Here is a 19,525-nt window from a genome sequence, read left to right as displayed (position 1 = left end):
ATTATCAATATACATATACTAAGATGGAAATTCATACAGACCAAATAAAACTTAAGGTACAAAAAAGAATTGTATTGGTCTCTTTTGTTATTCTGATAGCCAAGTTTATAGCTTATTATGTAACCCATTCGGTTGGTGTACTGACCGATGCGCTGGAAAGTATTGTCAATGTAGTAGCAGGAGCAGTAAGTCTATACAGTCTGCATTTGGCTATGCAGCCGCAAGACCGTAATCACCCTTTCGGACACGGAAAGATTGAATTAATCTCAGCCTCATCAGAAGGTATCCTGATTATTATTGCCGGCATTATGATTATCTACGAAGCTGTAAAACGCCTGCTTTTCCCTGTGGAAATTCAAAAGCTGGATATTGGTATTTATATCATAGCTTTTTCCGGTATAATAAACTATCTGTTAGGAACCTATAGTATCCGTACCGGCAAGAAGCATAACTCTGTAGCCTTAGTAGCAGGAGGCAAACACTTGCATTCCGATACATATTCTACCATCGGACTCGTAATTGGTCTGTTGGCCTTATTCTTCACCAAAATATCATGGATTGACAGTGCATTGGCCTTATTATTTGGCGGCATTATCATCTTTACCGGTATTTCTATTCTACGACAGACCATTACAGGACTTGTAGACCATGCTGATGAGCAATTACTCGGTGAAATGGTCACTGTTTTAAATGAAAATCGTCAACCTGAATGGATTGATATCCACAATACCAAGATTATCAAATCGGGGAATTACCTTTATATTGATTGTGACCTTACTGTTCCCTGGTATTATACAGTAGAGGCAGGACATAATTTAGGAAGTCAGTTGAAAGATGTATTAAACCAAAAATATGGGAACAGAATCCAGCTCACTATCCACATAGATCCCTGCAACATCACACAAACCTGTAAATGTGAAAAATGTATGTTGGTAAAGTGCCCGCACAGACAAAAACCCTTTACTCAACAGCAAAACATGGATATTCTGTCATTTACAAACACAGAACTGGAGAAATCATAATATTTGTTTTTCGAAAAGATATCAAACTTGTCGTAATGAAACAATCTTGTGCCTCACAATACTTACATCGTGAGACACAAGATATTTGTTACATTTTTCAACTTTTGCATCTATATAAACAGATGTGTTTAAAATCTGCTTTCAGTCGATATAAAAAAACATATCTATTTTACTACAATTCCTTGTTTTTACAAACAAGGAACCGAAACAAATTCAGTGTCTGGATATTCCTTCGCCAATAATGTACGAATATAGTCTTCAGTATCACGGCGAATCAGTTCATCATCCGATACCGGATACAGGTTGTACATCAGTGTATGCAAGCGAATACCTCTTTTACGGATTGCCTCCAGACTCAACAGAGTATGATTAATACTACCCAGACGGCCAGATGTAACAAATATCAACGGATAATTTTTTTGAGCAATATAATCGATAGTCAGCAAATCACGCGTCAATGGTACCATCAATCCTCCTGCACCCTCCAATAAAACTGCATCATACTTTTCACTTAATGCCTCAGTAGCACGTTCTATTTTATTAAAATCAATTGCACGCTTGTCTATTTCTGCTGCCAGATGAGGAGAACAGGGATATGTAAAAATCTCAGGCATGGTCAGCCCCTCCTTATCTTCCGGAAGCAGACCTGTCTCCATCAACTTACGGTGTAACTCTATATCTTCCGACAGTTCAGCATTTCCAGTCTGAATAAACTTCTGTGTAATGGTACGTATTCCGTTCTTGTTCCATTCACGAGCCAGATAACCAGTAGCATAACTTTTTCCGATATTTGTATCAATACCACTGACAAAATACACATTCTCTTTCATATCTTTTACTTTTTAAGTTGACATATTATATATATAGGATGATAGGTAAGCGGTACCATACCACCTTCCGATGCATAACGACTTGAATAATGCATGCAAAAAGCATCCAGCTTGCCCCGTGTCCATACCCCAGAGCGGATACCGGTAACACCTGTTTCTTTAAGATGCTTCAGTACAGCCATCGGCGATTCGAAAGAAAGCCGAAATACTTCTTCATGACTATACACCAGATGATAATGAGGTTCCAGTTCACGCTTCAGTTCTTCCAACGAAAGATAGTTCAGCGATACCGAAGACACTGAAGCTATTTCCTGCATATTCATCTTTCCAAAAGTACTGAAAGCCAAAAATCCTTCAGGCTTTAGAAAGCGGGCACATCTGGAAAGAAAAGCAACAGGATGCTCAAACCATTGTATCGCCGAACAAGATACAATCATGTCCAGGTTCGAGGGAAAACAAAGTTTCTCGGCATCTCCCATCAGAAAGTCAACTTTTCCTTCCGGCAAATCAGAAAAACAGGTCTGTACCTCCGGACAAATATCATTCAGAAACAACTGTTCAGGTGAATGTTGCTGTAAATACATACGGGTAAACATACCTGTACCACACCCTACTTCAAGAATCTTATGCTGATCCGCCTCAGGCACATAAACACTTATACGGTCTACCATGCGCTCGGCAATAGTACGCTGTACTGAAGCAGTCTGCAAATAACTTCCAGTAGCACGTGCAAAACGTTTTCTGATTAAAGTCTTATCCATCCTTCTTCCTTTCCCGACAACAGATTGTCGAACAAGCACTCATCGTAATGAGCGATATTCAATCTTTCCATTTCTACTCCCTCCCAGGCTTTTTGCTGATTGTTTACGGGAAAAATCAAATCCTGCAAACCAACAATGGCTTTATCCCAATGAAACGTCGGAGTATTTTTTGCCTGTACTTCCTGTTTTAATGCGGCAAGTTCTTCTCTCAGTTCTTCCAACGGACGATACGGCTCATGTGCAAGAAAAGCTTTGACTCCTTCCTGAGTACCACACATGCGGCGGCGAAAGCGTACTAAAGTCTTTTCCGAGAAACCTTGTAACGTACCTTCGAATATGGCATGCGGAATGCCTCTTTCGTCATCTATCGGATAAACGGTACCATTCACAGCCAGACTTCTTATTACCGGCCAAGAAGCATTGGACAATACATATCCGGCAACCCAGACTCCCATTGACCATGCCATCACATAAATCTCCTGATACCCCTCAAGGTATGCTTCATCAAAATCTAAAGTACGATAATCGAAGCACAACAAATAATCATAACCTTGTGGTACAGGACGATGGAACAAATGTTCGTCTGCTCCCCATCCCGCAAAAAACAAAAGCAAGCGAGGATTTCCTTCCCGTTTTAAAAAGAGCTGTTTCATACAGTACGAGGTATTATGTTCTGAACAAGCAAATTAATATCTTCTTCTGTCATAGCGGCTGTAAGTGAAAAACGCAAACGCGAAGTACCTTCCGGAACAGTAGGTGGACGAACAGGCAATACATAGAAACCTTTTCGCTGCAATTCCGTTGCATACCATACAGCCCGCTCACTACTGCCTACCGTCAGCGGTACAATATAACTGCCAGAAGCACATTCATATCCATTGCTCTGTACCGCTTCGCGGAGACGGGATGAAATCATATCCAAATGTTTTCTTCGCTCTGTCCATTCTCCCAAACGAGAAAAAATAAAACGAGTCCATGCCATATTGAGTGGAGGAAGAGCTGTAGTAAAAATCAAGGTTCTCATCTTATTTACCAAATAATCCCGTATTACTTTCCTGCAAACCACATAAGCTCCGGCAGAAGCCAATGCCTTTCCAAAAGTTCCACAAAGAAAATCAATGTCGTGTAAACATCCTTGTTCCTCTGCCACTCCCAAGCCATGTTGTCCGCGTACTCCGATACCATGTGCTTCGTCGACATACAGCATCAGATTGGAATATGTCTTCTTGAGTGAAACCAGACGAGCAAGCGGAACCACATCTCCGTCCATACTGAACACACTTTCCGTTACCAGAATAATGCGGGAGTATTCAGTATGATGCTTCTCCAAGAGCTGTTCTACCTGTGTATAGTCCTGATGCCGGTAACGGATGCATCGGGCAGCCGACAGACGGATACCGTCTATCAGACTGGCATGTACCAGTTTATCGGCCAATATCAACGTGTTGCCATCGGCAACAGCCGGCAATATTCCCATGTTCATGTGATAGCCGCTACCAAAGACCAATGCACTTTCGGCTCCAAATGTATCGGCAAGCAACTGTTCCAGTTCCGTATAAACAGGGAAATTACCTGTCAACAAACGAGAGGAGGAAGAAGAAAATAAAAAATCCTCTTCCTTTATCTCACTCATAAACTCTTGTTTCAAAGATACATCGGAGGCCAACCCTAAATAGTCGTTTGAAGAAAGATTCAACATTCTTGCTCCTTCTTTCTCTATCCATTTTCCGTTTTGCCTTACCTCCGGCAATACCCGCAAATTATTTATTCCAGCCAGTCTGTCCAGTTCTGTCAGAAAGGCCTCATCCATCTGTTCCATACTCATAATGTTTGTTTTACAACCTTTATCAATCCCGAAGTCAGTTTGCTCAGTTCTTGCGGAGTAATGATAAAAGGCGGCATGATGTAAACCAATTTGCCAAACGGCCGTACCCAAATACCTTCTTCTATAAACAAGCGCTGCATCTGTGCCATGTCTACCGGTTTCTTCATTTCAATGACTCCAATAGCCCCCAAGACACGTACATCTTCTACCTGAGGCAATAAAGAAGCCGGAGCCAGTTCCTTGCGTAACTGTTTTTCGATACAAGCCACTTTTTCTTTCCAGCCGGACGACAAAAGAAGTTGTACCGAAGCCTTAGCCACAGCACAAGCCAGCGGATTTCCCATAAACGTAGGACCGTGCATAAAGACATTGGGATGATGAGAAGAAATACAATCAGCTACACGGTCAGTAGTCAGAACAGCAGAAAAAGTCATATACCCTCCGGTCAATGCCTTTCCAATGCACATGATATCCGGTTCTACTCCTGCATGTTCCCAGGCAAACAATTTACCGGTACGTCCAAAGCCGGTAGCTATTTCATCAAAAATCAGTAGCAAGCCATACTCACGACACAATTTGGCAGCCTCACGCAAATAGTTGGGATGATAGAACCACATTCCTCCGGCCCCCTGCACAATAGGCTCCAAAATGAGTCCTGCCAGTTCCTGATGATGCTGTTCAATAGCCTCACGCAACGGAAGAATATCTGCTTCATCCCACTCTCCCTCAAAACGACTTTTAGGTGAAGGCGCAAAAAAACGTACGGGTAAAGCCGAACCAAACAGACTGTGCATACCTGTTACCGGATCGCACACCGACATGGCATTCCAAGTATCACCATGATATCCCGAACGGATGGTTATAAAATTACTCTTCTCCGGTTTACCGGCTGCAAACTGATACTGCACAGCCATCTTCAAAGCTACTTCTACGGCCACGGAACCACTGTCTGCATAAAATATTTTCTGCATAGAAGGAGGTACCACTTCCAGCAACAGTTTTCCCAACTCGATGGCAGGGGTATGAGTCAGTCCTCCAAACATCACGTGCGACATCCGGCCCAACTGTTCCTCTATAGCTTTATTCAGTACCGGATGATTATATCCATGTACAGCACACCACCACGACGACATTCCATCAATAAGCCGTGTACCGTCTGATAATGTCAGTATGCATCCGTCTGCTCTTTCCACTTTATAAGTAGGCAACGGATTCAATGTCGATGTATAAGGATGCCACAAATGTTCTCTGTCGAAGCTATCCACAAGCTGTTCATAATTCATACCCTACCTCCTTGATTCGTTTTATATCTTCTTTTACTTTCGAGCCTAATGTAGTAAGCAAGTCTCCTACTATGGCCGAATTCACTCCCACATACAGTGCCTTACGGACAGCCTCCTCACTCAGAAGAGAGCGTCCTCCGGCAAAACGCAGATAAGCCGTCGGGTTCACAAAGCGGAACATAGCTATAGTCCGAAGAACCTCTTCATCAGACAAGCGGGGAGTCTTCTCCAATGGAGTTCCAGGAATAGGCTGCAACAAGTTCAATGGAATAGACTGTACATCCAGTTCCTTTAAAGTGAAAGCCAGTTCTACCCGCTGTTCCATACTCTCTCCCATACCTATAATACCACCACTACATACATCCATACCGGCACGGCGTGCTGCACGCAACGTCTCTATTTTCTGCTCCTGTGTATGAGTTGTACAAAGATTCGGGAAATAGGAAGGAGCTGTTTCCAGATTACAATGATAACGCTCTACCCCTGCCTGACGCAAACGCAGCAACTGCTCCTCTGTAGCCAGACCAAGTGAAGCACAAAGACAGATGGAAGTATGAGTGTGCAAGTAAGCAAAGCGTTCACACAAAATATCCAGCTCCTTGGAGGTAGGTCTTTTTCCACTTGTAACCAAAGAGAAGCGATGTACCCCCAGTTCCTCATTTGCCTGAGCATGACGTAAACATTCTTCTGCAGAAGCTAATCCATATTCTTCCACCCCTGTAGCATAATGGGCCGACTGTGCACACCATTTACAGTTTTCCGGACAACGTCCCGATTTAGCATTAATAATGGAGCACATATCAAACTTATGTGAAGCAAACTGTCCTGTCAAACGATGCGCAGCTTCACAAAGCGCTTCAAAAGGAGCTTCTTCCGCCAACCACAATGCTTCCTTCCGTGTCAACGAAACTCCTTCACCAACTTTTTTTTCCAGTTCTTCTACCATAATAAGATGTATAAAAAGAACGGAGTGACGAAGCAACCAGCTTTAGTATCTGCACAGATACCACACAGTTGCTTCGTCACTCCGTTTACATGAATGACAAATATCCGAAATGTCCAACCGGCATATACGCTACCCCGTACACAACCTCCGCCTGCAAACAACAGAGAAAGAAAATCACTTCCGTTTTCCCTTTGTGGGAAACCGGCATCTGCCTCCCAGTCGTCTTTATCTTCTGCCGCCAAATGCTGCACTCCCCTACAGTTATCCCTCAAAGAGAAAACCACTTTTGACTTATCCAAAGCAGAATCAGCAATACCTTTACCTACACTACCTATAGTAACATGGCAATGCAGACTTCCGAACACAGCATAACTCTTCCGACTCCAAAAACGGAAACGGACACTCTTTCGGTCGTGATGTAAAGTGCTTGTATGCATATTGAAACAATTCTATCGGCTGCAAATATAACAAAAGCCTTTTAACCGCAAAAATTACACTCAGAAAAAGAAAAATACACTGCAATGACACAAAAAGGCTGTTCGGCACAAATATTGATACAAATGAAACATTAAAGAAAATAACTCCTTTCAAATCAAAATTAAATTATTTTCTTTGCAGAGAATTTTGAGAGTATATGTTTAGGAATATTTATTGTAAAAGCATATCTACCCGACTATTCAAGAAGAAAGAGTAACAAAAACAGCATTAATAGATAAAGTAAAACAATGAAAGTTTGCAGTATAGAGACAACTAATACTTCCGAAAAAATCCTATCACACATCGAAAAAATTCGCTCAGAAGAACCATTTATCATCATCCTTTCTTCTTTCGATTGGATAAAACAGAGTTTGGAAAATATTTCTGAACTTTTGATCCAAAACCAGCAGACCGAAGCTTTGCATGCCATAGATACATTGAAAGAAGAGTGCATCAGTATGTTTGCGGTTCCAGATACAGATGAGGCGAATACATGTGCTACAAAAGCAGACATTACAGCACGGATAGACCATTTCGTACATTTGGCAAAGTCACATTCAGAAGCATCTTGCCAGCAGGAAACAGATATAAGAACAACAGGAGGATACCTTTCGGCCATTCTTTGTACTGCATATTTGAAGTACAAAGGAATGAACGCATCCTTACTCGATGCTTCTGAATTTATCCAGTTGAATGAAGAACAGATTCCTGATATAAATTCCACGAACATACAGACAGAATCGGGTAAGATATATGTTATGCCGTCTAATGTATACCGAAACGAATCTGGTGAGGCGACCTATCTGATTGATATGTGTACCGATTTATATGCGCTTTATGTAGCAATTGCTTTCCAGGCAAAAGAACTTTTTTTAATTATGCCGACTCAAGGACTTCATTGCTTAGATAACGAAAAAAACGAGCTTTGTCTGACCTACGAAGAAGCCGGACACATGCTCATTACCGATGACATTCATATTGCGCACTCTACCCTCCTCTCGGCTCGTGAAAAACAAATCAGTATTCGCCTGATAAGCGATAATCAGGCGAACTTCCCTGCTATCTACATTGATGAAGAAAAGAAAAAGCATGATATAAAAGCCATAACTGTACGAAAGGATATCAACTATTTACGTATGTCACCTTTAGGTACAATTCCTTCATCGCAGGTATCTACACAAGCATTAGGTATCCTTGTAAACAATTTGGTACCCATTTATCTGCTTACATCTTCCAGTACAAACATATCGGTAGCCATAAGAGTTTATGACATTTTCTGGAATAAAATACTGAATGAACTCTCTCGATTTGCTAAAGTCACAGTAGAAAAGAATGTTACTGCCATATCTATATTAGGAGAGTTCGACTGGAATATCAGTAAAGTAGAAGCTCGCATAATCGATTTATTAAAAGACATTCCTATTTTAATGATTTCATATGGCAGCGACAACCAAAGTATATCAGTAGTAGTACGAGAAAAAGATACCCAGGAAGTGCTTCGTATTTTATCCAAGTATCTGTCGGGAGTTGAACCCAATCCTCAAAGTCTGACTTTCGCTCCTTACGAAGATCACTCTACCTGGTTTGTATAACCCCAAACAAGATTTTCGGATATTATTCACCATTCGGTCAAATTTGTGCACAAAATGTTTCAAATTTGACCGTTTTCATTTTCCCTTAGAATCGGAAACTACATAATCCACACAACCTCAACCGGTAAATTGCAGAAATAGTGTTTTCCCTTTTTGTCTTCTTTCTATTTTCATGGGTTCCTTCTAATTAATTCTTCATTTTTAACGCTTCATCTTCTATCTTTTTCTTATCTTTGTAGCGAAAGAAAATAATGTAGACAAACATCATTATCACATAACTTAAATAATAAGAATTATGGAATTTGTAACAAACGAAAAACTTACCATTGTAGGTGCTGCCGGTATGATCGGTTCTAACATGGCTCAGACTGCTATCATGATGGGCTTGACTAATAACATCTGTTTGTACGACCCGTACGCTCCGGGATTGGAAGGTGTTGCTGAAGAATTGTTCCACTGCGGTTTCGAAGGTGTAAACATCACTTTCACTTCAGATATCAAAGAAGCGCTGACTGGTGCTAAATATATCGTAAACTCAGGTGGTGCAGCACGTAAAGCTGGTATGACTCGTGAAGACCTGTTGAAAGGTAACGCTGCTATCGCTGAAGAATTCGGTAAAAACGTAAAAGCATACTGCCCGGATGTAAAACACATCGTTATCATCTTCAACCCAGCAGATATCACTGGTTTGATTACTTTGTTGTACTCAGGTTTGAAACCAGGTCAGGTTACAACATTGGCTGCTCTTGACTCTACTCGTCTGCGTAGCGAATTGGCTAAACATTTCGGTATTTCTATGGACGCTGTTGAAAACTGCCGTACTTACGGTGGTCATGGCGAACAGATGGCTGTATTTGCTTCTACTGCAAAAGTAAACGGTAAAGCTTTGACAGACATCATCGGTACTGATGCTTTGACTAAAGAACAGTGGGCTGAAATCCAGCAGAAAGTAACTAAAGGTGGTGCAAACATCATCAACTTGCGTGGCCGTTCTTCATTCCAGAGCCCATCATACGTTTCTATCGAAATGATTGGTGCTGCTATGGGTGGAAAAGCATTCCGTTGGCCTGCTGGTACTTACGTTTCTAACGCTAAGTACGATCACATCATGATGGCTTGGGAAACTTCTATCGATACTGAAGGTTGCCACTGCGCTGAATTGAACGGTACTGCAGAAGAACAGGCTGCTTTGGATAAGAGCTACGAACACTTGTGCGCTTTGCGTGACGAAGTTATCGCAATGGGCGTTCTTCCTCCAGTATCAGAATGGAACAAACTGAACCCGAACATTAAATAATATATAGTTTGAATTCAGTGAAAGAGGCTATCTCAAAATAAATTGGGATGGCCTCTTTTTTTTTAATTTTAAATGATTAGGGATTTCTCTATTATAAGAACTTCCCAGTACCATTCATCTACATAAAAAGCACTCATTATCATAAATATAAACTCACGATTCCAACTGCCGGTTCAAACCGACGACGTCGGCTATACATTCAGCCACGTTGGCTGTACAGCCAACAACGGCAATTCTACATTCAACGACGACGATTAAAAGTTCCGACATTCATCATTGCTCCTTTATTTCTGTTACATCATCTACCGGTTGATAAGACCGGCCTTTTTCCTCCCTCTGTCTTCACTTTTTAACTTTATAAAAATGAACCATTTACTCTTTATTTTGTTCCTTCTAGATGTAATAGCTATAAAAAACACATTTTATGAAATCAAGAAAGTATTTTCTCCTTTTCATTTTATCGACCAGCAACAGCCTTGTATGTGCCAATGAAATACAGCTAAATATAAATAATGATACCACAGGGCATGCAAAAACATTCACCAAGCAGCCTCATTTTACTACATACGATTATTTCAAAAGAGAGTTCTCATACATGGGAATTCCCTTTATTGTATCCGGTCTTGTAGTCAAAAAACAGAACAGCGACTTCCGTACTTTAAGAAACCGGTTCAATCCAACCTTTCACCAACGTTACGACGACTATACCCAGTATGTCCCCCTTGCTGCTACATGGGGAATGAAATTGGCCGGTGTGGAAAGCCGAAGTTCGTGGAAAGAATTGGCAGTAAGCAATGTATTTTCGGCAGCACTAATGGCTGGATTCGTCAACACCTTGAAATATACGACCAAAGAAACCCGTCCGGATAATTCTTCCGACAACTCCTTTCCATCGGGACATACAGCTACTGCCTTTATGTGTGCGACTATTCTGCATAAAGAATACGGAATGAAAAGTCCCTGGTATAGCATAGGCGGATATACCCTGGCTGGACTTACCGGAGTGACACGTCAGTTGAACAACCGGCATTGGATTGGAGATGTGCTTGTGGGGGCTGGGATAGGTATGATATCAACTGATTTGGGATACTTTTTTTTCGGACCTGATTTTTAAACGTAATCAGACAGATACATGGAATGTAAATCCTACTTATAATCGTTATGACAACCCTTCATTCTTAAGTTTCAACATGGGGATTGCTTCCGGACCTTCGATGCTGAAAACAGCCGAGATATACGACTCGGAAGGAGGGAATCCGTTAGGCATGAAGCTTAAAGTCAGCACCGCTACCGTAGTAAGTGTAGAAGGAGCCTACTTTCTCAATCCATACATCGGAATGGGAGGACGGTTGAAGGTGGCTACACTTCCTGTAACAGCCGATATACCTACAGAAAATCTGAAGAACTTCGATTTGGACAGCGATTTACAAGCTGGAGCACCAGTCAATATGTTTCTGCTTGAAGGATTGGAATCGGACCATTTGGGAATGCTGGACATTGATTTGGGAGTGTATTTCTCTTATCCATTGAGCCGGCACTTTCAGATAGGAAGCAAGCTGCTGATGGGATGCAGAAGAACGGCCAATTTCAGTCTGAACTCACTCAGCCGAATCAATCCCCAGATTTTTGACCGACAGATTGTGAGTGAAGAAGCATATAAGAAATTCTATAAGGAAGATGTTGACTTCTATTTGCAACAAGAGCAAATCAGTCAAGCCGAATTGCTGAACAGTACTTTTGCAGACGAAGAGTTTCTAAGGATACGAAGAAGTTCGACCTATAAAATAGGGACTGGATTTTCATTTACCTACCGGTATAAAGAAGATGCAGCCCTCCGGCTATATTGTGACTACGACTTTGCTGCTCCCCGCCTCACCTACGAGCTGAATAACTCATGGGTAAACGAGGATGGAACGCGTCAGACACATTCGTACAGCAGAAAAACCCCGATGCACAACTTTACATTCGGAGCCTCTATTGCCTTTGTATTTTAACATACAGTCTGCCCGAAAGAGAGGCGAACAAAAAGGAATTGCACATTCTACATATTTTTATTATTTTCGCCTCTTAATATGATTGACCAAGCTACCATAGACCGAATACTCGATGCTGCGCAAATTGTAGACGTAGTATCCGAATTTGTCACTCTCCGACGCAGAGGAGTGAACTACATCGGTTTATGCCCGTTTCATAACGAAAAAACACCATCATTCAGTGTTTCACCCAGCAAAGGATTATGCAAATGTTTCAGTTGTGGAAAAGGAGGAAACGTAGTGCACTTCATTATGGAGCACGAACAGCTCTCGTACTATGAAGCACTGAAATGGCTGGCAAAGAAATACAACATTGAAATAAAGGAGCGCGAACTGACTACAGAAGAAAAACAGGCACAAAGCCTTCGGGAAAGTCTGTTTGTTGTCAACCAGTTCGCATCGGAATATTTCCAGAATATCCTGTACAACGATATCGACGGCCAGCGCATCGGTATGACTTATCTGAGAGGACGTGGCTTTCGTGACGATATCATCAAGAAATTCCAGTTGGGATTCAGTACAGAAAGCCACGATGCACTGGCCAAGGCTGCCATACAAAAAGGATTTAAGGAAGACTATCTGGTAAAGACCGGGTTGTGCTACCGTAAAGACGACGGAAGTTTGAGGGACCGTTTCTGGGGACGTGTCATCTTCCCCGTACATACACTTTCCGGAAAGGTCGTAGCTTTTGGAGGACGTGTACTTAGTGCTGCTACCAAGAACGTACAGATGAAGTACGTCAATTCTCCCGAATCTGAAATCTACCACAAAAGCCGGGAACTGTATGGCATCTATTTTGCCAAACAGGCTATCGTGCGACAAGACCGTTGCTTCCTGGTTGAGGGGTATACCGACGTTATTTCCATGCACCAGAGTGGAATAGAAAATGTGGTAGCCTCATCGGGTACAGCTCTTACTTCCGAGCAAATCCGTCTGATTCACCGTTTTACAAACAACATCACAATGCTGTACGATGGTGACGGAGCAGGTATCAAAGCCAGTCTCCGAGGAATTGATATGTTGCTGGAGGAAGGAATGAACATCAAGGTATGTCTGCTTCCTGACGGTGATGACCCCGATAGTTTTGCACGAAAACATAATGCAACCGACTATCAGGCTTACATCAACGGACATGAGGTGGACTTTATCCGCTTCAAGACCAATCTTCTGATGGAAGAAGCGGGAAAAGATCCTATCAAGCGTGCCTCACTGATTTCAAGTATCGTAAAAAGTATATCGGTGATTCCTGATGCCATTGTCCGCTCTGTTTATATCCGTGAATGCAGCCAGCTGCTTCAGATGGAGGAAAAGATATTGGTAGAAGCTACTGCCAAGCTGACTGAACAGGCAAGGGAGGCTAAATTCAAGGAAGAACAGAGAAAACAGTATCGTGCCCAACAGCAGACTACTGCTGCTCCAACTCCTCCCCCCAGTACCAATAAGGAGGAACAGGCGCCACAGGTATATCCGGAAACGGCTCCGCTGCCCGAACTGATTCCCGAGGTTTCATCGGCAGAACCGGAACAGCTACAACCACCTTTCCCAGTAGATATAGTTCCGCCGGAAGACAGTTATCAGTCTTATATCCCCGTTACAGGCAACGAACAAAAAATATTCTACGAGAAAGAACAGGAACTGATGCGCGTACTGATTCGGTACGGCGAGAAAGTGATGTGTTATATCGAAAATGAAGATGGAGAGCAGCTTCCTTTTACAGTAACCGAATGCATCTCTTCCGGACTGGCAGAAGATGAACTGCAGTTTCACGATGCCCTGCACCGAAGAGTTTTGAAAGAAGCTGAAACGCATATACATGACGAAAATTTTATAGCAGAACGCTACTTCATTGCTTCTCCCGATCCGGAAATAAGCAAACTGGCAGTAGAAATGGCAAGCGACCGCTATCAGCTTAGTAAATATCACTCCAAGGGACAGAAAATTGTGACTGACGAAGAACGTCTGTACGAACTTGTTCCTCGCTTGCTGCTGGATTTCAAGTTAGCTATCGTTACCGAAGAAATGAAACATACGTTACAGGCACTAAGCAAACCGGAAATAGCCAATGACCCGCAACGCTGTAACGAAATTATGCAGCGTTATAAGGAATTGCACCAGACCCAAAGTCTGATGGCACAACGAGCCGGCGACCGAGTGGTTCTGAAAGCCTGACTTTTATATGCAGCAAAAGATGTATGCCTCTTTCATACCTCTTTTGCTGCTATTTTTCTTTATCTGTTAGAACTGGAAATAAATAAACGGCTGGATATCGCTGCTTTTTACCTGAATTACGATATAAATAAGTCCTATTAAAATCAAGGCTTGTGCTACAAGTGGCAGACGCACTACACCACGGCAGAAGTAATTCTGCCAACTGTCCGGACACCAGTGCAACAGATACCCGATAAGCATGAAGGCAAAGACCTCCCAGTAACCGGTAAGCAATTGTCCCAACAACTCCGGATGGAAAGCAGTAACAATCTGCCGGATCATAGTCATAGAGGCTTCAAATGTTGTATTACGGAAGAATATCCAGCAGAAGCATACAAAATGAAAAGTCAGTACGACTGCAAAGAATTTCTTTATTCCGGTACTCTGGTAATGTTTAGGACGTTTCAGCAAACTACGCAGAAATTTATGTATTGCCAAAGCCACGCCATGGAGTCCTCCCCATACGATAAAGTTCCAGGAAGCTCCATGCCAGAGTCCTCCCAAAAGCATAGTCAATATCAGATTAATATAAGTGCGCAGTTTCCCTTTCCGGTTTCCTCCCAGCGAAATATAAAGATAATCGCGCAACCAGGTAGACAACGAGATATGCCAACAGTGCCAGAATTCGGTCACACTGTCCGACTTGTAAGGAGAATTAAAGTTGATAGGAAAGCGGAACCCCAATAACAAAGCAATACCAATAGCCATATCACTATAACCGGAGAAATCGCAATAAATCTGAAGGGCATATCCATATACCCCAAACAGATTCTCTATACCGGAATAAAGCCCGGGATTATCGAAGATTCTTTCTACAAAGTTAATGCTGATGTAATCGGATATAACTGCTTTTTTAAACAGACCGCTTATGATGAAAAACACACCCTGTCCGAACATTTCATTCGACACAAACAGGGGCTGACGGATTTGAGGAATGAAATCGCGGGCACGTACAATAGGACCGGCAACCAGCTGCGGAAAGAAAGATACGTAGAACACATAATCCAGCAGATTGTCAAGCGGCTTCAAATCACGACGATACACATCGAGTGTATAACTCAACGACTGGAAAGTAAAAAACGAAATACCCACCGGCAGGAAAATATCCAATGGCTCGAATGTACCATTCCATAAGGGAGCCAGCATTTCGTAAAAGAAGTTGGTATATTTAAAATAGCATAACAGTCCTAAATTAATTGCAAGACTGAGGGTTACCAGCATTTTACGCTTCCACAATGTTTCGATACGAGCAATCTGGCGAGCCAGCAGAAAATCGCTCACCGTGACAATGCCCAGCAAGAAAAAGTAGACACCACTACTTTTATAGTAAAAGTAATACGAGAATAACGATACAAACAGCAGTCGTGCAGTAGTTTTCCGCTGCAGCAGCATATACACCAGACTGAACCCTAAAAACAAGAACAAAAACAGTCCACTACTGAATATCATCGGCTGCTTAGGATCGTACGTCAATATATCGGTCAGTTTACTCCAGTCTATTTCCCACATATTTATTATATTCTTTTATCAATGCTTCGTGTAATAATAATCCTTGTAAAATATATCCTTCGCGTGTAAAATGAATTTTGTCACGCTGGAACAGATGAGCTGCAGTCCAATTCCGGCAGGCATATTGACTTCCTCCTGCCACATGATACATATCCCATACTGCCAATTGATTCTCTTCCGCAAATTTTAGCTGAGTATCGACCACTAAAGAAGTGCGAGGGTTTATGACACGTCCCCTTCGTCCGTTACGCACATAAGCTCCCGGAGGAGTAGTCAGCAGAAAAGTCACATTCGGACATTCCGACTTGATTTTATCAATCAAATGCTTCATTTCCACTGTATGCAATGTCTGTGCATACCGTCTGCCATGTGCCTCATTTGTTCCAAAAGAAAGAATCACCAAATCGGGCTGAAGAGAAGTTACCTCACGCATACGCTCTTCTGTAGCATAAGTACCACAAGTAGCTCCATTCACTCCTATTACATGATATACCACTCCTACGTTACCCGTTTCTTTTGCAATTCCGGATGTCTGATAAGTTAAGGGAATAGGTTCTACTGCATTTCTTCCAAAATCTTCTTCCAAATAACTGCGAACAATATAAGGAAATACGTGTCCACGCACATGTGAATCGCCTATATGTACAATACGTACCGGCTTTTCCAGCTTACACAATTTTTCCCAAAAAGGTGCTAAAGAAAAAGTTGGATCGAATATCTCATTTTCTTGTACACCTTTGAAACTATCAGGCATAGGAGATTCTACGGTCAACAGCTTCAGCAATTGCTTTATTTCTTTACTGACATATACCGGAGTAGAATGTGTATCAGCTTTAGCCTTTCGAGGCAAAGGGTCTTGTGCATATCCGCTCATAACCATCCATACACATACACACCACGCAATCAGCCTGTATTTATTCTGCTTCATACGCTTTCCGTTTCTCATGTTGTTCCTTACCGTACATCAAAGCTTCAAACAAAAGACCAGCAATGTGTTTACCGCCTCTAAAGTTGATATGTGTATAATCGTAATTTGCCATAGAAGGCTTGCTGTTTACCATTTCCACCATACTTCCTTCACCTCCCATGGCTTGAAATAAATTCCAAAAAGCCACATGAGTTTCTGCCGCTAAAGCCTGTTGATAACGAATCAGATTTTTCACTCCCGGCATGGTACGAAGTTCTCCATTTTCATCCTTATATTCTCTGTCTCCTATTCCCACAATCAGAATAGAAGCTTCTGGAAAAGCCTCTTTCAAACGGTTTACCACTTTTGCCATTGGAACTTTATAATAAGAATAGTCTTTCCCTTCCTGAAAAGCCACATTCAACCCATATTGCAATACAATCAAATCGTATGTACGCAAGCGATTGTAAGCTTTCAAGGTAGCCATTGGTATCCGCCCTAACTGCTGTCCTCCGCTACCACGAGTACTGAAGTTATCCAATGTTATTCCTTCTTCTCCATCCATTGTCACTCCATAGAAAGTAGCTACAGAATCCACCTTCTCTACTTTCCAGCAAATATTCCGGATGTTCCCCTCTACTGTAGCCGCCTGCATACTTTCGGCACCTGAGAAATGATAAGAGACAGGAGTACCTCCATTGATACTTGCGGAAAGAATCAGCGAATCGGAAGTATGGAAATAAAAAGTGGAAATACGACAGGAATCCAGTCGGGAAGCATATTTACGCTGTCCCTTCAAAGTAACAGATGCACCCTTCCCGGCTATGAAATAATGGTTGGACAAGTCTTGGCGTGCATCATCAAAAAAAGTAGAATCGGTCACGGAATGACTTTCCCATCCATCGAAAGAATGAAGTACCGTAGGACGGAAACCTGCTATTTTAGAGGTTACGGATACATAACCTACCCCACAACCTCCAAACTTGTTTTGGAGCATTGCACGCAAATCTCCCGTTAAAATATCTGCCTCAATAAATGAATCCCCAAAATAAGCAATACGAACCGGACGATTTAATGTAGAACGATTCGTCAAGGCCTCATAAAAATGAGTCATCCCACGCATCGTAGAATCTGAGTAATCTTCAATGCAGGTAATTCCGGTCTTGCAAGTATCAACAAACGTCGGCTTTACTACAGGAGGAAGAAGTACGGTATCCGAATCGGCAACTTCCACAATATCCGGACGTAAATCAGCTAGTAAATCTACTTTACGCAATGGCTTATCATTCACCTTAACAGGAGGCAGATAATGCAAAGCCAACAGTCCGACAACGACTAATAAAGTAAATAGGAATGTAAATGATATCTTATTCTTCATGCACATGTTTCTAAAAAACAAGTGCAAAGATAGTTTTATTTTTCATTACTTTTCTCTCACATCGCACAAGAAAGCATCTACCATCTTTCTTCCTTTTTCTGTAGTAATGCCGCGCATGTGCAAAAAAGTAATTTCCCTATAAATATCAGACAATGGATAGTTTTCCGATAAATCAGAATGAATAATCAGATCCAACTGCATAGACATGGCCTGATTGATAATCTCAAAATTTATATCTTCACGAAAGATTCCCTGTTTCACCCCTTCATTGAAATGATTTAATGCCGCTGCATCGGAAGAACGTTGTTCTTCTCTTATAAACTCCAACACCTTGGGATATTTCCGAAGGTCACGAAGAAACTGAGGATTCAATTCGTACAATTCTTTCGATTTTCTTCGATAAAAAGCAAAGATTACTTCCAAAGCATTATCAGCCTTGGAAGCAATCTCTATAATGTATTCATTCATTTCCTGCCGATGCATCCGAATGACTTCCATCAGCAACTGTTCTTTGTCATGAAACAATTCATAAAGAGTACGTTTAGACATAGAGAGCGAAAAAGCAATATCATCCATACGTACACTTCTGATCCCCGACTTGGTAAAAGCACGGGAAGCGGCATCCACAATCTGCTTTCGCAAAAGTTCTTTATCGTTTTTAGTCCTCCTTACGTTATTACTCATGCTTAATGAATGATTCCTAATTTAGATGTTTCTACAAATTCAATAATCTGTTCTATTTCCGGACTATTTGGAATTTGTTCTCTTATTCGTAGTAAAGCATCATGCTGTGATGTATTGGCCTTATACAAAATACGGTAAGCCTGAGCAATATGCTTTATCAGTGTTTCCGAAAATCCAAAATGCTCCAATACTACAGTATTTATACTATAAAACGCAATCGGTTCGTGCGCTGCTACGATGAAAGGAGGTATATCCTTTATAAAACGACATCCACCTTGTACAATAGAGAAACTACCTAATCGGGTTTTACCTTGCATCAAGACATTTGAAGTCAGAATTGCATTATCAAATATCTTACAGTTACCAGAAACCTGCGAACCATTACCAATGATACATTTGCTTCCCACTTCAACATCGTGTGACAAACGCGCTCCGGTCATGATAAAATTGTTATCACCAATAGAGCTTTCGTGTTCTACATGAGTTCCACGAATAATCACTGCATTTTCCCGAATCACGTTATTGTTTCCAATACGGGCAATGGTCTCTTCACCAGAATAATCAAAATCCTGAGGAGTTGCAGCTACTACAGCTCCCTGATACACGGTGTTTCCATTTCCCATACGAGTACCGCTCATCAGGCTCGCATAAGGCATAATCACATTGTCATCTCCAATTTCTACATTCTTATCAATGTAGGCAAAAGGATGGACAGTCACGTTGTTTCCAATCTTTGCAGACGGATCAACATAAGCTAAAGGACTAATCATAGT

The 19,525-nt window shown here is 41.7% G+C and carries 18 protein-coding genes; 6 read left to right on the top strand and 12 right to left on the bottom strand.

Annotated features, from left to right (window positions below; all coding sequences use genetic code 11):
* Nucleotides 1-23: 23 nt before the first annotated feature.
* Nucleotides 24-1,022: a cation diffusion facilitator family transporter gene (locus O6P32_RS03350; protein WP_269876800.1), complete on the top strand. Its 999-nt coding sequence runs from the start codon at nucleotides 24-26 to the stop codon at nucleotides 1,020-1,022.
* A gap of 188 nt (nucleotides 1,023-1,210) precedes the next feature.
* Here the strand turns inward: O6P32_RS03350 and bioD are convergent, their stop codons facing one another.
* From bioD to O6P32_RS03315, 7 genes are read right to left on the bottom strand one after another with little or no spacing between them, the layout of a single operon-like run.
* A complete protein-coding gene (bioD, locus tag O6P32_RS03345; RefSeq protein WP_269876799.1) occupies nucleotides 1,211-1,852 on the bottom strand; it encodes a dethiobiotin synthase in 642 nt (213 codons plus the stop codon).
* Nucleotides 1,853-1,857: 5 nt separating this feature from the next.
* Complete coding sequence (gene bioC, locus O6P32_RS03340) at nucleotides 1,858-2,613, bottom strand: malonyl-ACP O-methyltransferase BioC (protein WP_269876798.1); 756 nt, start codon at nucleotides 2,611-2,613, stop codon at nucleotides 1,858-1,860.
* Nucleotides 2,598-3,266: a DUF452 family protein gene (locus O6P32_RS03335; protein WP_178266299.1), complete on the bottom strand. Its 669-nt coding sequence runs from the start codon at nucleotides 3,264-3,266 to the stop codon at nucleotides 2,598-2,600. Before O6P32_RS03335 ends, bioC begins: the two co-directional genes overlap by 16 nt.
* Complete coding sequence (locus O6P32_RS03330; RefSeq protein ID WP_269877037.1) at nucleotides 3,263-4,432, bottom strand: 8-amino-7-oxononanoate synthase; 1,170 nt, start codon at nucleotides 4,430-4,432, stop codon at nucleotides 3,263-3,265. Before O6P32_RS03330 ends, O6P32_RS03335 begins: the two co-directional genes overlap by 4 nt.
* A gap of 2 nt (nucleotides 4,433-4,434) precedes the next feature.
* Nucleotides 4,435-5,721: an adenosylmethionine--8-amino-7-oxononanoate transaminase gene (bioA, locus tag O6P32_RS03325; RefSeq protein WP_269876796.1), complete on the bottom strand. Its 1,287-nt coding sequence runs from the start codon at nucleotides 5,719-5,721 to the stop codon at nucleotides 4,435-4,437.
* Entirely contained in the window at nucleotides 5,711-6,670 is a 960-nt protein-coding gene (gene bioB, locus O6P32_RS03320) for a biotin synthase BioB (protein WP_269877036.1), read from the bottom strand. The genes bioA and bioB overlap by 11 nt, the downstream gene beginning before the upstream one ends.
* Nucleotides 6,661-7,104 carry a hypothetical protein gene (locus O6P32_RS03315; RefSeq protein ID WP_269876795.1) on the bottom strand — a complete coding sequence of 148 codons (444 nt, stop codon included), beginning with the start codon at nucleotides 7,102-7,104 and terminating at the stop codon, nucleotides 6,661-6,663. The genes bioB and O6P32_RS03315 overlap by 10 nt, the downstream gene beginning before the upstream one ends.
* Nucleotides 7,105-7,392: 288 nt before the next feature.
* Between O6P32_RS03315 and O6P32_RS03310 the strand changes: the two genes are divergently transcribed.
* The 5 genes from O6P32_RS03310 to dnaG all read left to right on the top strand — a co-directional run bounded on the left by O6P32_RS03310 (nucleotide 7,393) and on the right by dnaG (nucleotide 14,235).
* Entirely contained in the window at nucleotides 7,393-8,736 is a 1,344-nt protein-coding gene (locus O6P32_RS03310; RefSeq protein WP_269876794.1) for an ACT domain-containing protein, read from the top strand.
* Nucleotides 8,737-9,031: 295 nt separating this feature from the next.
* The gene (locus tag O6P32_RS03305) at nucleotides 9,032-10,033 is read left to right on the top strand and encodes a malate dehydrogenase (RefSeq protein ID WP_178266295.1); all 1,002 of its coding nucleotides are present in this window, start codon (nucleotides 9,032-9,034) and stop codon (nucleotides 10,031-10,033) included.
* A 424-nt stretch (nucleotides 10,034-10,457) separates the two neighbouring features.
* Nucleotides 10,458-11,147 carry a phosphatase PAP2 family protein gene (locus O6P32_RS03300; protein ID WP_269876793.1) on the top strand — a complete coding sequence of 230 codons (690 nt, stop codon included), beginning with the start codon at nucleotides 10,458-10,460 and terminating at the stop codon, nucleotides 11,145-11,147.
* Between the two features lie 76 nt (nucleotides 11,148-11,223).
* A complete protein-coding gene (locus O6P32_RS03295; RefSeq protein ID WP_269876792.1) occupies nucleotides 11,224-12,027 on the top strand; it encodes a hypothetical protein in 804 nt (267 codons plus the stop codon).
* 78 nt (nucleotides 12,028-12,105) lie between these two features.
* Nucleotides 12,106-14,235 carry a DNA primase gene (gene dnaG, locus O6P32_RS03290; RefSeq protein ID WP_269876790.1) on the top strand — a complete coding sequence of 710 codons (2,130 nt, stop codon included), beginning with the start codon at nucleotides 12,106-12,108 and terminating at the stop codon, nucleotides 14,233-14,235.
* Nucleotides 14,236-14,301: 66 nt separating this feature from the next.
* On the opposite strand, the gene O6P32_RS03285 is transcribed toward dnaG, so the two are convergent.
* Genes O6P32_RS03285 through lpxA form a run of 5 tightly spaced genes read right to left on the bottom strand, consistent with a single transcriptional unit; the run spans nucleotide 14,302 to nucleotide 19,522 of the window.
* Nucleotides 14,302-15,783, bottom strand: coding sequence for an MBOAT family O-acyltransferase (locus O6P32_RS03285; protein ID WP_269876789.1), 1,482 nt, complete (start codon nucleotides 15,781-15,783; stop codon nucleotides 14,302-14,304).
* On the bottom strand, nucleotides 15,761-16,711 hold the full coding sequence (locus O6P32_RS03280) for a GDSL-type esterase/lipase family protein (RefSeq protein ID WP_269876788.1): 951 nt from the start codon (nucleotides 16,709-16,711) through the stop codon (nucleotides 15,761-15,763). The genes O6P32_RS03285 and O6P32_RS03280 overlap by 23 nt, the downstream gene beginning before the upstream one ends.
* On the bottom strand, nucleotides 16,698-18,068 hold the full coding sequence (locus O6P32_RS03275) for an SGNH/GDSL hydrolase family protein (protein WP_269876787.1): 1,371 nt from the start codon (nucleotides 18,066-18,068) through the stop codon (nucleotides 16,698-16,700). The genes O6P32_RS03280 and O6P32_RS03275 overlap by 14 nt, the downstream gene beginning before the upstream one ends.
* A 45-nt stretch (nucleotides 18,069-18,113) precedes the next feature.
* Nucleotides 18,114-18,710 (bottom strand): TetR/AcrR family transcriptional regulator, encoded by a 597-nt coding sequence (locus O6P32_RS03270; protein ID WP_269876786.1) that lies wholly within the window; start codon nucleotides 18,708-18,710, stop codon nucleotides 18,114-18,116.
* 44 nt (nucleotides 18,711-18,754) lie between these two features.
* Nucleotides 18,755-19,522 (bottom strand): acyl-ACP--UDP-N-acetylglucosamine O-acyltransferase, encoded by a 768-nt coding sequence (gene lpxA / locus O6P32_RS03265; protein ID WP_178266290.1) that lies wholly within the window; start codon nucleotides 19,520-19,522, stop codon nucleotides 18,755-18,757.
* Nucleotides 19,523-19,525 lie beyond the last annotated feature (3 nt).

Source organism: Phocaeicola acetigenes (assembly GCF_027529745.1).
Taxonomy (GTDB): Bacteria; Bacteroidota; Bacteroidia; order Bacteroidales; family Bacteroidaceae; genus Phocaeicola; species Phocaeicola acetigenes.
The sequence above is the reverse complement of the archived record's forward strand: the minus strand, read 5'-3'. Positions and strand labels throughout refer to the sequence as shown.

Excerpts from the sequence above, each read along its gene's own strand:
- bioD (WP_269876799.1), bottom strand. The coding sequence starts at position 1,852 with ATGAAAGAGAATGTGTATTTTGTCAGTGGTATTGATACAAATATCGGA.
- O6P32_RS03305 (WP_178266295.1), top strand. The coding sequence starts at position 9,032 with ATGGAATTTGTAACAAACGAAAAACTTACCATTGTAGGTGCTGCCGGT.
- O6P32_RS03315 (WP_269876795.1), bottom strand. The coding sequence starts at position 7,104 with ATGCATACAAGCACTTTACATCACGACCGAAAGAGTGTCCGTTTCCGT.
- O6P32_RS03310 (WP_269876794.1), top strand. The coding sequence starts at position 7,393 with ATGAAAGTTTGCAGTATAGAGACAACTAATACTTCCGAAAAAATCCTA.
- dnaG (WP_269876790.1), top strand. The coding sequence starts at position 12,106 with ATGATTGACCAAGCTACCATAGACCGAATACTCGATGCTGCGCAAATT.
- bioA (WP_269876796.1), bottom strand. The coding sequence starts at position 5,721 with ATGAATTATGAACAGCTTGTGGATAGCTTCGACAGAGAACATTTGTGG.
- O6P32_RS03335 (WP_178266299.1), bottom strand. The coding sequence starts at position 3,266 with ATGAAACAGCTCTTTTTAAAACGGGAAGGAAATCCTCGCTTGCTTTTG.
- O6P32_RS03295 (WP_269876792.1), top strand. The coding sequence starts at position 11,224 with ATGGGGATTGCTTCCGGACCTTCGATGCTGAAAACAGCCGAGATATAC.
- O6P32_RS03280 (WP_269876788.1), bottom strand. The coding sequence starts at position 16,711 with ATGAAGCAGAATAAATACAGGCTGATTGCGTGGTGTGTATGTGTATGG.
- O6P32_RS03330 (WP_269877037.1), bottom strand. The coding sequence starts at position 4,432 with ATGGAACAGATGGATGAGGCCTTTCTGACAGAACTGGACAGACTGGCT.
- O6P32_RS03350 (WP_269876800.1), top strand. The coding sequence starts at position 24 with ATGGAAATTCATACAGACCAAATAAAACTTAAGGTACAAAAAAGAATT.
- lpxA (WP_178266290.1), bottom strand. The coding sequence starts at position 19,522 with ATGATTAGTCCTTTAGCTTATGTTGATCCGTCTGCAAAGATTGGAAAC.
- O6P32_RS03285 (WP_269876789.1), bottom strand. The coding sequence starts at position 15,783 with ATGTGGGAAATAGACTGGAGTAAACTGACCGATATATTGACGTACGAT.
- bioC (WP_269876798.1), bottom strand. The coding sequence starts at position 2,613 with ATGGATAAGACTTTAATCAGAAAACGTTTTGCACGTGCTACTGGAAGT.
- O6P32_RS03275 (WP_269876787.1), bottom strand. The coding sequence starts at position 18,068 with ATGAAGAATAAGATATCATTTACATTCCTATTTACTTTATTAGTCGTT.
- O6P32_RS03300 (WP_269876793.1), top strand. The coding sequence starts at position 10,458 with ATGAAATCAAGAAAGTATTTTCTCCTTTTCATTTTATCGACCAGCAAC.